Source organism: Kosakonia sp. S57, from assembly GCF_016516575.1.
Lineage (GTDB): Bacteria > Pseudomonadota > Gammaproteobacteria > Enterobacterales > Enterobacteriaceae > Kosakonia > Kosakonia cowanii.
Window position 1 is genome coordinate 24216 of the sequence record NZ_JACVUL010000018.1, and the last position, 12747, is coordinate 36962.

The window sequence follows — 12747 nt, forward strand, 5'->3', positions numbered from 1 at the left end:
CATGATGGCTACTGGAAAAATTGTCCAGGTAATCGGCGCCGTGGTTGACGTCGAATTCCCTCAGGATGCCGTACCGCGCGTGTACGATGCTCTTGAGGTTCAGAATGGTAACGAGACGCTGGTGCTGGAAGTTCAGCAGCAGCTCGGCGGCGGTATCGTACGTACCATCGCCATGGGTTCTTCCGACGGTCTGCGTCGTGGTCTGCAAGTAACAGACCTCCAGCACCCGATCGAAGTCCCGGTAGGTAAAGCAACACTGGGTCGTATCATGAACGTGCTCGGTCAGCCGATCGACATGAAAGGCGACATCGGTGAAGAAGATCGTTGGGCTATCCACCGTTCTGCGCCGTCCTATGAAGAGCTCTCCAGCTCTCAGGAACTGCTGGAAACCGGCATTAAAGTAATCGACCTGATGTGTCCGTTCGCCAAGGGCGGTAAAGTCGGTCTGTTCGGTGGTGCGGGTGTAGGTAAAACCGTAAACATGATGGAGCTGATCCGTAACATCGCGATCGAGCACTCCGGTTACTCTGTGTTTGCGGGCGTGGGTGAGCGTACTCGTGAGGGTAACGACTTCTACCACGAAATGACCGACTCCAACGTACTGGATAAAGTATCCCTGGTGTACGGCCAGATGAACGAGCCGCCGGGAAACCGTCTGCGCGTTGCACTGACCGGCCTGACCATGGCTGAGAAGTTCCGTGACGAAGGTCGTGACGTTCTGCTGTTCGTCGACAACATCTACCGTTATACCCTCGCCGGTACTGAAGTATCCGCACTGCTGGGCCGTATGCCTTCAGCGGTAGGTTACCAGCCGACGCTGGCGGAAGAGATGGGTGTTCTGCAGGAACGTATCACCTCTACCAAAACCGGTTCTATCACTTCCGTTCAGGCGGTATACGTACCGGCGGATGACTTGACTGACCCGTCTCCGGCAACCACCTTTGCGCACCTTGACGCAACCGTGGTACTGAGCCGTCAGATCGCTTCTCTGGGTATCTACCCGGCCGTTGACCCGCTGGATTCCACCAGCCGTCAGCTGGATCCGCTGGTAGTTGGCCAGGAGCACTACGACACCGCGCGTGGCGTACAGTCTCTGCTGCAGCGTTATCAGGAACTGAAAGACATCATCGCCATCCTCGGTATGGATGAGCTGTCTGAAGAAGACAAACTGGTGGTTGCTCGCGCTCGTAAGATCCAGCGCTTCCTCTCCCAGCCGTTCTTCGTTGCGGAAGTATTCACCGGTTCTCCGGGTAAATACGTCTCCCTGAAAGACACCATCCGTGGCTTTAAAGGCATCATGGAAGGCGAATACGATCACCTGCCGGAGCAGGCGTTCTACATGGTCGGTTCCATCGACGAAGCCGTGGAAAAAGCCAAAAAACTTTAACGCCTTAATCGGAGGGTGATATGGCAATGACTTACCACCTGGATGTCGTCAGCGCAGAGCAACAGATGTTCTCTGGTCTGGTCGAGAAAATCCAGGTAACGGGTAGTGAAGGTGAACTGGGTGTTTTCCCGGGTCACGCCCCGCTGCTCACCGCCATTAAGCCTGGTATGATCCGCATCGTTAAACAGTTCGGTCATGAAGAGTTTATCTACCTGTCCGGCGGCATTCTCGAAGTGCAGCCTGGCAGCGTGACCGTTCTGGCTGATACAGCAATTCGTGGCCAGGATCTCGACGAAGCGCGAGCTCTGGAAGCGAAGCGTAAAGCAGAAGAGCACATTAAAGGCTCTCACGGTGACGTGGATTACGCTCAGGCGTCTGCAGAGCTGGCGAAAGCTATCGCGAAACTGCGTGTTATCGAGTTGACGAAGAAAGCGATGTAACACCGGCTTGAACGTTAAAAAGCCAGTCTGGTCTCCAGGCTGGCTTTTTTTATGGCTGCGTTTCAGGAAAAATGAAACTAAAAAGGCGTTTTAATATTTTGTGATAAATGTCACAAAAATGTTGATCGATTTAACAGCGAGGCGTAGACTCCTTTTCTGTGATGTACATCACATAACCAAATTCAAAAAAGGAAGCCATCATGAAACTGATCAACAAAATCATCGCTATGTTCAGCAACATGAACGTCTTTTTCGGCACGTTCAATCACTGATTGCTGTGATGCCGTGTGGCGCTGCGCTGACTCCGCCTGGAGAAGCGAGCGCCATCGGGCTATCACTTCAGCGCCGCCTCCACCGCCGCGCTCTCCAGCTCCTTCCCTTCGCTGTTCACGCTTTTTCCCTGCCTGATAAAGTAGTTAGTGTTATCAATATTCCCGATCACCGCATCGTCATAGCGACCCGGCGCGCTGCGCACCGATTTGTTGCCGCGAAACACCCCCTGCGTTGAAGCGTCGCCATACGGGCTGGGTCGGAAGATAAAATTGAAGCGCTGGTTATCAGCCGCAATGTTGTTCTCCACCAGCAGCCTGCCGGGATTGAAATTATCGGTAAACCCATCCAGATGGTTACCCACCGCTTTACTGTTACGGATCTGATGCGCTACCGGCTGCCCTTCCCCGCCGAGCTTAAAACCGTTACTGGTATTGTTGCGGGCAATTGAATTCTCGATCACCACTACCCCATTGGCACCATCTTCAATCTTGTTAAACAGGTCGAAACCGTCGTCGATGTTGTCATGGGCGTAGCAGCGGATCAGCCGGTTCCCCTCCCCTACGCGCATTTTTACCGCGAAGCCGTCGGCGTTAATCTTGCCCGCATCTTCATTGCCCCACGACTCTGAATCGACCACCCGGTTATCGCTGGCCCACAGCGCGCGGCCAATCTTCTCCGGGGAGGAGATCTGAATGCCGGTGTCATCGTTACGCCAGGCAACGACCTTTTCAATCAGGTTATGGCTGCCCTGGATGCGCAGGCTCTTCTCCGTCACCTCAATCCCTTTGATCCGCCAGTAGCTGGCATCAAGCAGCAGACCATGGATCACCACTTTGCCTTCTGCTTCCAGCGTTTTGCGCTGTTTGAGCAGACCGCTCGCCGTCAGCGGAATTTCGGTATAGGGGTAATCGCCAGCCTGCAACACGATTTTGCCGCCCGGCGGCAGCAAGCGGATTGCCGTGGCGATATCCAGCGGTGCGGCGGCGGTGCCGGAGCCCTCTGCCATACCCTGCGGCGCAACATGCAGCGTCAGTGCCACCGGGTCGACCTTCTCAACCTTGATCTGTTGAACCACGGCTTCCCCTCCCGCTTTTGGGGTGAAGGTGAGCGCAAAAGTGGTGTTTTGTTTCAGCCGTGTCGGCAGGGTGTACATCTCGCCCGCTTTTACCGGTTTCTCATTACCGATCACCACTTCATTCTCCCGCACGCTGAAGCTGCCATCGAAGTTGGCCCGCGCCTGGAGCTGGTATTTCTCACTGCCACTTTGGGCAGGCGAAGCGATTTGCACCACCACCGGTAATACGGGTGGTTGCCACGGCGCAGAAGCAACCGTATGGGCTTCAGAGGTGGTTAACGAGGCGTCGGTAACGGTGATTTTCGCGTTACGCGAGGCGAAGAAACCAACGTAATAAAATGCTTTGTCCTGTACCGCGATGAGATTGGCGCGTGGGATATGCTGGCTGACCCATTGCTCGCTCCCGGCGGGCGCCCAGCTGCTGACAAAGCCGTTATCAGTACGCTCAATCTTAAGTCGGAAAGCCGGTGTTTTGCGCAGATCCACCTCTTCCCGATAGCTGGTTTTGACAATCGCTGCGCCGGCGTTGCCCCACGGCTGCGTGATGCCCTCCCGGCTGATAGCCTGCATTTTGACGCGGAAATTATCCTTTTTGTCCTGGGTCATAATGGCGTTCATCACCATATTGGAAGCGGCCGGAAACTCTTCATACCCCTCCTGCAAAGGCTGCTGGCGCGCGGGGCCGATCACATCGCGCACCAGCAAGCCCGCGCCCTCTTGTGCCGCAGGCTTTGCGCCATTCTCCGGGCCAAACTGATCGACGGTGACGGTCGCCTGCAGCGTAAAATTTTTGCCGACCGGCAGCGTTGTATAGAAGAAGGTGAGGCCATCATGGGAGTTGGCAATTTTGCCGCCGCGGCTCTCCAGGGTGATGGGCTTTGACAGATCGGCGATCGTTTCGGCTGTGAGCTTCTTACCCGCAATTGTCACATCATTGACGCCAATCTTTCCGGCAAGCACGTTTGATGAGAAATTGAGATCGGTCGACTGGCCGAAAGCAATGGCTCTCCACTCTGCCGTGGGTTCAGCGAAGGTTGGGGCGCAGACAAGGGAACTGCATATCGCGAGGGCCAGAGGTATTTTATAATTCATTTTATTCTCCTGATGGATAATTGCCGTTTATTATCATCAATATGAAACGGTGTTTCTTTTTTATGGCTCACACTCTTTGCTTAATAAAACATCGTTTTGTTTTGTGCGATCTTTATTCAGGATGAAAAATAACAGCTAACTCATTGTATAAATGAGCAGCAGTGAAAAATGGAGCGACTTTCAGCCGGTAAAGTGCTTTACTTTGCCCGCAAAAGGCGCGCTACAGCGCTCTTTAAATGGAATATTGCGCGTTTCATCAGCACTCCATTTCATGCTACAAAATATGTAGTATTTTCAATATGAAAGAGGTTAACTTCTTTCCCAAATAATAGTCAGGACGAATATGTTGAACGCAAAAATGAGCGTGGTGATCCTTGCGGCTGGCAAAGGCACACGCATGTACTCCGATCTTCCCAAAGTGCTGCATACTCTTGCAGGTAAAGCGATGGTGCAGCATGTCATTGATGCTGCTACGAAATTGGGTGCGGATCATGTTCATCTCGTATACGGCCACGGTGGCGAACTGCTTAAACAGCGCCTCGTAGACGACAAACTTAACTGGGTGCTGCAAGCGGAACAGCTCGGCACCGGTCACGCCATGCAGCAGGCGGCGCCCTTCTTTGCTGACGATGAAGATATTTTAATGCTCTACGGCGATGTGCCGCTGATCTCCGTCGAAACCCTTGAGCGCCTGCGTGAAGCCAAACCGCAGGGCGGCATTGGGCTGCTTACCGTTAAACTCGACGATCCGACCGGTTATGGCCGCATTACCCGTGAAAACGGCGTGGTCACCGGCATCGTTGAGCAGAAAGATGCCACTGAAGCCCAGCGGCAGATTAATGAGATCAACACCGGCATTCTGATCGCCAACGGCGCAGACCTGAAGCGCTGGCTCGCTAAGCTGACCAATAATAATGCGCAGGGTGAATACTACATCACTGACATTATCAGCCTGGCTTACCACGAAGGGCGTGAAATTGCCGCCGTTCACCCGCAGCGCTTAAGCGAAGTGGAAGGGGTGAATAACCGCCTGCAACTGTCGCGTCTCGAGCGTGCATACCAGGCTGAACAGGCAGAGAAGCTGCTGCTGGCAGGCGTGATGTTGCGCGATCCGGCGCGTTTCGATCTGCGCGGCACGCTCTCTCATGGCCGCGATATTGAGATCGACACAAACGTCATCATTGAAGGCAACGTTACGCTGGGTAATCGCGTAAAAATTGGCGCAGGCGTGATCCTGAAGAACTGCGTGATTGGCGATGATTGCGAGATCAGCCCCTACAGCGTGGTGGAAGATGCCCGTCTGGACGCGGATTGCACCATCGGCCCGTTTGCCCGTTTACGTCCGGGCGCAGAGCTGCTGGCTGGCGCGCACGTGGGTAACTTCGTTGAGATGAAAAAAGCGCGTCTCGGCAAAGGTTCAAAAGCGGGTCACTTGACTTACCTCGGCGACGCGGAGATTGGCGACAACGTCAATGTCGGCGCAGGGGTGATTACCTGCAACTACGACGGTGCCAATAAATTCAAAACCATCATTGGTGATGATGTGTTTGTCGGCTCCGATACGCAGCTGGTGGCACCGGTCACGGTCGCCAAAGGCGCGACCATCGCCGCTGGTACCACCGTTACCCGCGATATCGCCGAAAACGAGCTGGTATTAAGCCGTGTGCCGCAGGTGCACAAGCAGGGCTGGCAACGCCCGGTGAAGAAGAAGTAAAGCAATAAGACCGGATATGCTCAGCGCTATCCGGCACAGATTCAGGGATGAGAGGAAGATAATCCTCCGCCCGCCAGGCAGTACCTATAACAATAACCCCACTCTCTACAAGGCTCGGGGCGTCCGCAAAGCGGACACGTACACGGAAGCATTCGCGGCGCCGCAAAACGGTGGCCCGATCGCGACGTGTAAACAGGTTGACCGACAACAAAAGGCATAATGCCAAAATCGGAATCAAAAACTATGTGTGGAATTGTAGGCGCAGTCGCGCAGCGTGATGTTGCAGAAATTCTTCTCGAAGGCTTACGTCGCCTCGAATACCGTGGCTATGACTCTGCCGGTCTGGCAGTCGTCGACGAAGAGGGTCATATGACCCGTCTGCGTCGCCTCGGTAAAGTGCAGATGCTGTCGCAGGCGGCGGAAGATCATCCGCTGCACGGCGGAACCGGTATCGCGCACACCCGTTGGGCGACCCATGGCGAACCGTCGGAAGGAAACGCGCATCCGCACGTTTCTGAACATATCGTTGTCGTACATAACGGCATTATCGAAAACCATGAACCGCTGCGCGAAGAGCTGAAAGCGCGCGGGTATGTGTTTGTCTCCGAAACCGACACCGAAGTGATTGCTCACCTGGTGCACTGGGAGCTGGAACAGGGCGGTACGCTGCGTGAAGCGGTACTGCGCACCATCCCGCAGTTACGCGGTGCCTACGGCACGGTGATTATGGATACCCGTCATCCTGAGACTCTGCTGGCCGCGCGCTCCGGAAGCCCGCTGGTTATCGGTCTTGGCATGGGCGAAAACTTTATCGCTTCTGACCAGCTGGCACTGCTGCCGGTGACCCGTCGCTTTATCTTCCTCGAAGAGGGTGATATTGCGGAAGTGACCCGCCGTAGCGTGACGATATTTGATAAATCTGGCGTGGAAACCAAACGCCCGGATATCGAATCGAGTCTGCAGTACGACGCGGGCGATAAAGGTATCTATCGCCACTACATGCAGAAAGAGATCTACGAGCAGCCGAACGCCATCAAAAACACCCTGACAGGCCGCATCAGCCATGGCGAAGTCGATCTCAGCGAGCTGGGACCGAACGCGAACGAAATGCTGTCGAAAGTCGAACATATCCAGATCGTCGCCTGCGGTACCTCTTACAACTCCGGTATGGTGTCACGCTACTGGTTTGAATCGCTGGCCGGTGTGCCGTGCGATGTGGAGATTGCGTCAGAGTTCCGCTACCGCAAATCCGCCGTGCGTCGCAACAGCCTGATGATCACCCTTTCGCAGTCCGGTGAAACGGCCGATACGCTGGCGGCGCTGCGTCTGTCGAAAGAGCTGGGTTACCTGGGGTCGCTGGCAATCTGTAACGTACCGGGCTCCTCGCTGGTGCGTGAATCGGATCTGGCGATGATGACCAACGCCGGTACCGAAATCGGTGTTGCTTCAACCAAAGCCTTCACCACGCAGTTAACGGTGCTGCTGATGCTGGTGGCGAAACTGAGCCGCCTGAAAGGCCAGGATGCATCTATTGAGCACGATATCGTGCACGGCCTGCAGGCGCTGCCGAACCGTATCGAGCAGATGCTGTCGCAGGATAAACGCATTGAAGCGCTGGCAGAGGATTTCTCTGACAAGCATCACGCGCTGTTCCTCGGCCGCGGCGATCAGTACCCGATCGCGCTGGAAGGCGCGCTGAAGCTGAAAGAGATCTCCTATATTCACGCTGAAGCCTATGCCGCAGGCGAGCTGAAACATGGCCCGCTGGCGCTGATTGACGCCGATATGCCGGTTATCGTGGTTGCACCGAACAACGAACTGCTGGAAAAACTGAAATCCAACATCGAAGAAGTGCGCGCCCGCGGTGGCGTGCTGTACGTCTTCGCCGATCAGGATGCCGGTTTCACCAGCAGCGACAACATGCACATCATTGAAATGCCGCACGTAGAAGAGACGATTGCACCGATCTTCTACACCGTGCCGCTGCAACTGCTGGCCTATCACGTCGCGCTGATTAAAGGCACCGACGTTGACCAGCCGCGCAACCTGGCAAAATCGGTAACGGTGGAATAATCCTAAACTAACGTCATCTGCCCATCGGGAGGGTGACGTTAACCGTAGTGTAAATAAGTCCGGATATGCTCCTTAAAAAAGCATACCGGATTTTTTTATGTCTCAAATTCGTATCACGGTTAACCTGGCTGCCGCACCTGACCTGCTTTTCTGGAAAATGTCCGGCAGTGAATCGCTCTCTGAGCCTTTTGAATATGCGCTTACGCTATTGGGTGAAGATGCCCGCATTGACCGAAGTCAGATCCTCGGGCAGCCCATCACTATTGATATTCCTGCGCAGGGCGGCGTGGTAAGGCGTTATATCAATGGCAGAGTGACCAGCGTTGCCGTCTCTTCCGTCGAGCTATCGGGGGAGCGTTACGCCGCCTATCAGCTCAGCGTTGAGTCCGACCTCTGGCCAATGCGGCTGGCGCGCGATATGCGTATCTTTCAGGCGCAAACCATCCCGCAGATTGTGCAGACCATGCTGTCCGAACAGGGCGTGAAAGTAGACGATCAGCTGACGCAAAGCTACCGGGTGTGGGAATATTGCGTGCAGTATCAGGAGAGCAGCCTGGACTTTATCTGTCGGCTGATGGAGCTGGAGGGGATCAGCTGGTATTTCCGCCACCAGCCGGATAGCCACACGCTGGTGCTGGCGGATGCCGGTACCGCTTTTCCTTCTGCGCCAGGTTATGAGGTGATCCCCTATATTCAAACTGCCGCAGGCGGTGTGGCTGATTTTGAAGGCATCAGCCAATGGTCGCTGCACGATCGCGTCACGCCAGGGCTTTTTAGCACCGAAGATTATGATTTTCGTAAGCCCAACGCCTGGCTGTTCCAGGCGCGGCAGAATCCCGCCTCGCCCTCTCCCGGCCAGATCGATGTTTACGAATGGCCCGGTCGCTTTGTTGAGCAAAATGACGGCGAATATTATGCCCGCATCAAACAGGAGCGCTGGCAGGTTGATCATCAACAGATTTCCGCCACCGCCACCGCAAGCGGCATTGCCGCCGGTCATACCTTCCAGTTAACCCATGCGCCGTTTGCGCAGGATAACGGGCGTTATCTGGTGACAAAAACCGTGCTGCACATTGAAGAGAACCGCTATGCCAGCGGTGATGAGGGCGCCAGCTCGCGGTTGATAAACTTCAGCGTTATTCCTGCGTCGCTGGTCTGGCGGCCGGAGCAGCGAACCGCCTGGCCTCGCACCTATGGTCCGCAGACTGCCCGCGTTGTTGGCCCCGCCGGGGAGACGATATGGACCGATAAATATGGCCGTATCAAGGTGAAATTCCACTGGGATCGGTTAGGCAAGGGTGATGAAACCAGCTCCTGCTGGGTGCGCGTCTCCAGCGCGTGGGCGGGACAGGGATTCGGCGGCGTGCAGATCCCGCGCGTCGGCGATGAGGTGGTGATTGATTTTATTAATGGCGATCCCGACCGGCCCATCGTCACCGGGCGCGTCTACAACGATGCGAATATGCCGCCATGGGCGCTACCCGCTGCCGCCACGGTGATGGGGTTTATGACGCGCTCGAAAACCGGCAGCTGTGACAACGCCAGCTATCTGCTGTTTGAGGATAAGCTCGGCGTTGAGCGGGTCGATATGCATGCCGAAAAGGATATGAATATCTCCGTTGAGAACAACCAGGCGATAACCGTTGGCGGCAACAGAAGCCTGACGGTGTCGGGTGAGCTTGCCGATGAGGTGACAAAAAAAGCGGACTTTACATACCACGCTACCCGCACCACGCTGGTGGAGCAGAAGGACACGCGCACGGTGAACAACGGCGAAGAGCTGACGGTCACCAATGGCCGCGTGAAGAGCGTCACCAGCGGCGGGGAGAAGGTGACGATCAAAGGGGGACGCTTTGAGGAGATTGAAGGAGCGGCATCACAACATGTCACTGCGTTAGTGAGCTATACCTTTGATAGCGGCGTCACCTCGACCATTACCGGCGATCGTCAAGAGCAGATTTCTCAACACCTGACGCAGACCATCGAGGGAAATAGCGCGGCCACCATCAACGGTAGGTGGGATCAGACCGTCGCCGAAGGGGCGAAAATCTACTCGCCGAAGACGATCACCATTGAGAGCGCGGAGAAGGTACATATAAAGACGCCGCATGCGTTTGAATATAAAGATCATAAAGAGACGGCATCGCTTTTCTCTTTTGATTTCACCGCCCTCAAGGTTGCTACCGAAGGCTCTTCATTCACCCTGTCAGCGATAAGCAAGGTAGGTTTAACGAGCCTGAAGTTCGATAAATCGGCATTTGATTTAGCCTCGCATGAAGGGCGCGTCGCATTTGGCAAAGCGATGATGCAGTATGGCCAGGTCATGGCGTCGGTTCATGGCTTAACGATGTTTATGTAAAGGATTGAGTATGAAGATTGCGATCGCTTTTTCTGTCCTCTTTATCGTAGGGATGATCGCCTACATCGTTTACCTGTTTAATCGCGATCACCGCATCCAGACCCAGGGGCGTGACCTGCAGGCGACCATCGAAGAGGTGAGCTATATCAGCTCCAATGATAACGGCACTCAAAATATCCGTTACCGGCTGGCGATTCATGATGGGAGCGTGACGCGCTCGGTCGAGGGGAAAGAGACCATTGCTGCGTTCAACTCGCCGAAAATGCAGAAAGGGCAGAAGGTCGATATTAAGTACCTCGATGACCAGCATATTCTGTTTATTTTTGATAAGCAGGAGTCGTCGGCGAACCTGGGGTAATGCGGGATGGAAAAGAGGCTGCCAGGCGGCAACCTCTTTAGACCCTATTTTACTCTCTGGCTCAGGTCAGCAAGCTGTTTCTCAAGGGTGCTGATGCTGCGCTGCATATCGTCGACTTTACGGCTGAGATCGTCATTGCTTCTTTTCAGCTCATCCCTTTCGCGGCTCATCTTTTCAAGGTCACTTTCCATGCCCTTAATTTTATCCTGCTGCTTAGGGTAATCGCGCTGGATCTCGGAAAGGGTGCTTGCGCTGAGATCAGATGCCGGTGAGATATACGTTTTTCCTTGGGCAGACGAGCCCTGTTCATAGGTCATCAGTGTATCGCCCGAATAGTGGTTGGACATGAAATATACGGGTTCATCTGCTGCCTGGCTGGCGGTAGCGGGTAACAACATCAGCAATCCTGTCGCGAAAACAATTGTTCTGTTCATACTCATCCTTAGTGTCCACTCAGTGGTGTTAACAACGCCTGTCCAACACCGCTATATACATATGAAAACCAGGGTTTGTCTCCTACCTCTTTTCAGTAGCGATGAAAGATAAAAAATCAGCATTGGATGATTGTGAAGTGCGTGGGAAAGCGCCTGGTAGAGACGGGGGTTTTGCGTAAATTTTATTCGGTCAGGGCGAGCAGCCTCGCCTTTTCAGCTACATTTGGATTGTCATAAAAATAAAACATCAGCCAATTGTTAAGGTGTTCTCTAACCTTAATGCTTTGATTTTTATAGCTAATAAATATTGGTGCTGCGAAAAGCTGCCGCTGTCATCAAACAGTAACAATCGTTGCATATAACTGTCATCAAAGTGTCCTATTTTGCTCCGAGTAGCAACTCAAACAACGATTTACGATTCCTGCAGGAGACATTATGAACGTTATGCGTACCACTGTCGCAACTGTTGTCGCCGCGACCTTTTCTCTGAGTGCTTTTGCTGTCAATGCCGCAGCTAGCCTGACTGGTGCGGGCGCAACTTTCCCTGCGCCGGTGTATGCCAAGTGGGCTGATACCTACCAAAAAGAGACGGGCAATAAGGTCAACTATCAGGGCATCGGCTCCTCCGGTGGCGTGAAGCAGATCACCGCCAAAACCGTTGATTTCGGCGCATCCGATGCACCGCTTTCTGACGAAAAACTCTCCCAGGAAGGTCTGTTCCAGTTCCCGACCGTCATCGGCGGCATCGTGCTGGCTATTAACGTACCGGGCGTAAAATCTGGCGAGCTGGTTCTCGACGGTAAAACCCTGGGCGATATCTACCTCGGCAAAATCAAAAAATGGGACGACGCGGCTATCGCCAAACTCAACCCGGGCCTGAAACTGCCTTCACAGAACATCGCCGTGGTTCGCCGCGCGGACGGTTCCGGTACTTCATTCGTCTTCACCAGCTACCTGGCGAAAGTGAACGAAGAGTGGAAATCTAAAGTCGGTTCCGGCTCTACCGTTAACTGGCCGACCGGTCTGGGCGGTAAAGGTAACGACGGCATCGCCGCCTTCGTTCAGCGTCTGCCGGGCTCAATCGGTTACGTTGAGTACGCTTACGCGAAGCAGAACAACCTGACCTACACCAAACTGATGTCTGCCGACGGCAAAGCCGTTAGCCCGACCGAAGAGAGCTTCTCTAACGCGGCAAAAGATATCGACTGGAGCAAATCCTTCGCCCAGGACCTGACCAACCAGAAAGGTGCTGATGTGTGGCCAATCACCTCCACCACCTTCATCCTGGTACACAAAGAGCAGGCGAAACCTGAGCAGGGCGCTGAAGTGCTGAAGTTCTTTGACTGGGCGTACAAAAACGGCGGCAAACAGGCTAACGATCTCGACTACGCCACCCTGCCGAACAGCGTTGTTGAACAAGTTCGCGCCGCATGGAAAACCAACGTGAAAGACAGCAGCGGTAAAGCCGTTTACTAATCGCTGATTTTTGAAGAACATGGCGGATGGCGCTTACACCATCCGCCTTACAGATCCTCTGTAGGC

Annotated in this window: 9 protein-coding genes; 7 read left to right on the plus strand and 2 right to left on the minus strand. The window is 54.3% G+C overall.

What is annotated here, in order from left to right; translation table 11 throughout:
• The first annotated feature begins 4 nt into the window (after positions 1-4).
• Together atpD and IAE48_RS16985 are read left to right on the plus strand one after the other, a co-directional pair.
• Positions 5-1387, plus strand: coding sequence for a F0F1 ATP synthase subunit beta (atpD, locus tag IAE48_RS16980; RefSeq protein ID WP_042714841.1), 1383 nt, complete (start codon positions 5-7; stop codon positions 1385-1387).
• 20 nt (positions 1388-1407) lie between these two features.
• Positions 1408-1827 carry a F0F1 ATP synthase subunit epsilon gene (locus IAE48_RS16985; protein WP_042714842.1) on the plus strand — a complete coding sequence of 140 codons (420 nt, stop codon included), beginning with the start codon at positions 1408-1410 and terminating at the stop codon, positions 1825-1827.
• A gap of 334 nt (positions 1828-2161) precedes the next feature.
• Here the strand turns inward: IAE48_RS16985 and IAE48_RS16990 are convergent, their stop codons facing one another.
• Positions 2162-4267: a right-handed parallel beta-helix repeat-containing protein gene (locus tag IAE48_RS16990; protein ID WP_200135074.1), complete on the minus strand. Its 2106-nt coding sequence runs from the start codon at positions 4265-4267 to the stop codon at positions 2162-2164.
• 343 nt (positions 4268-4610) lie between these two features.
• On the opposite strand from IAE48_RS16990, the gene glmU reads away from it, so the two are divergent.
• The 4 genes from glmU (at position 4611) to IAE48_RS17010 (ending at position 10771) form a co-directional block, all read left to right on the plus strand.
• Positions 4611-5981, plus strand: coding sequence for a bifunctional UDP-N-acetylglucosamine diphosphorylase/glucosamine-1-phosphate N-acetyltransferase GlmU (gene glmU, locus IAE48_RS16995; RefSeq protein WP_200135075.1), 1371 nt, complete (start codon positions 4611-4613; stop codon positions 5979-5981).
• A 243-nt stretch (positions 5982-6224) separates the two neighbouring features.
• A complete protein-coding gene (gene glmS / locus IAE48_RS17000) occupies positions 6225-8054 on the plus strand; it encodes a glutamine--fructose-6-phosphate transaminase (isomerizing) (protein WP_128483956.1) in 1830 nt (609 codons plus the stop codon).
• A 97-nt stretch (positions 8055-8151) separates the two neighbouring features.
• Entirely contained in the window at positions 8152-10413 is a 2262-nt protein-coding gene (locus tag IAE48_RS17005; RefSeq protein WP_200135076.1) for a type VI secretion system Vgr family protein, read from the plus strand.
• A gap of 10 nt (positions 10414-10423) precedes the next feature.
• A complete protein-coding gene (locus tag IAE48_RS17010) occupies positions 10424-10771 on the plus strand; it encodes a hypothetical protein (RefSeq protein ID WP_200135077.1) in 348 nt (115 codons plus the stop codon).
• Between the two features lie 44 nt (positions 10772-10815).
• Here IAE48_RS17010 and IAE48_RS17015 read toward each other — a convergent pair whose 3' ends face one another.
• Positions 10816-11205: a hypothetical protein gene (locus IAE48_RS17015; protein WP_200135078.1), complete on the minus strand. Its 390-nt coding sequence runs from the start codon at positions 11203-11205 to the stop codon at positions 10816-10818.
• Positions 11206-11640: 435 nt separating this feature from the next.
• On the opposite strand from IAE48_RS17015, the gene pstS reads away from it, so the two are divergent.
• Positions 11641-12681, plus strand: a complete 1041-nt coding sequence (gene pstS / locus IAE48_RS17020; RefSeq protein ID WP_094422645.1) for a phosphate ABC transporter substrate-binding protein PstS — start codon at positions 11641-11643, stop codon at positions 12679-12681.
• The last annotated feature ends 66 nt before the right edge of the window (positions 12682-12747 follow it).

Excerpts from the sequence above, each read along its gene's own strand:
- atpD (WP_042714841.1), top strand. The coding sequence starts at position 5 with ATGGCTACTGGAAAAATTGTCCAGGTAATCGGCGCCGTGGTTGACGTC.
- IAE48_RS16985 (WP_042714842.1), top strand. The coding sequence starts at position 1,408 with ATGGCAATGACTTACCACCTGGATGTCGTCAGCGCAGAGCAACAGATG.
- IAE48_RS16990 (WP_200135074.1), bottom strand. The coding sequence starts at position 4,267 with ATGAATTATAAAATACCTCTGGCCCTCGCGATATGCAGTTCCCTTGTC.
- glmU (WP_200135075.1), top strand. The coding sequence starts at position 4,611 with ATGTTGAACGCAAAAATGAGCGTGGTGATCCTTGCGGCTGGCAAAGGC.
- glmS (WP_128483956.1), top strand. The coding sequence starts at position 6,225 with ATGTGTGGAATTGTAGGCGCAGTCGCGCAGCGTGATGTTGCAGAAATT.
- IAE48_RS17005 (WP_200135076.1), top strand. The coding sequence starts at position 8,152 with ATGTCTCAAATTCGTATCACGGTTAACCTGGCTGCCGCACCTGACCTG.
- IAE48_RS17010 (WP_200135077.1), top strand. The coding sequence starts at position 10,424 with ATGAAGATTGCGATCGCTTTTTCTGTCCTCTTTATCGTAGGGATGATC.
- IAE48_RS17015 (WP_200135078.1), bottom strand. The coding sequence starts at position 11,205 with ATGAACAGAACAATTGTTTTCGCGACAGGATTGCTGATGTTGTTACCC.
- pstS (WP_094422645.1), top strand. The coding sequence starts at position 11,641 with ATGAACGTTATGCGTACCACTGTCGCAACTGTTGTCGCCGCGACCTTT.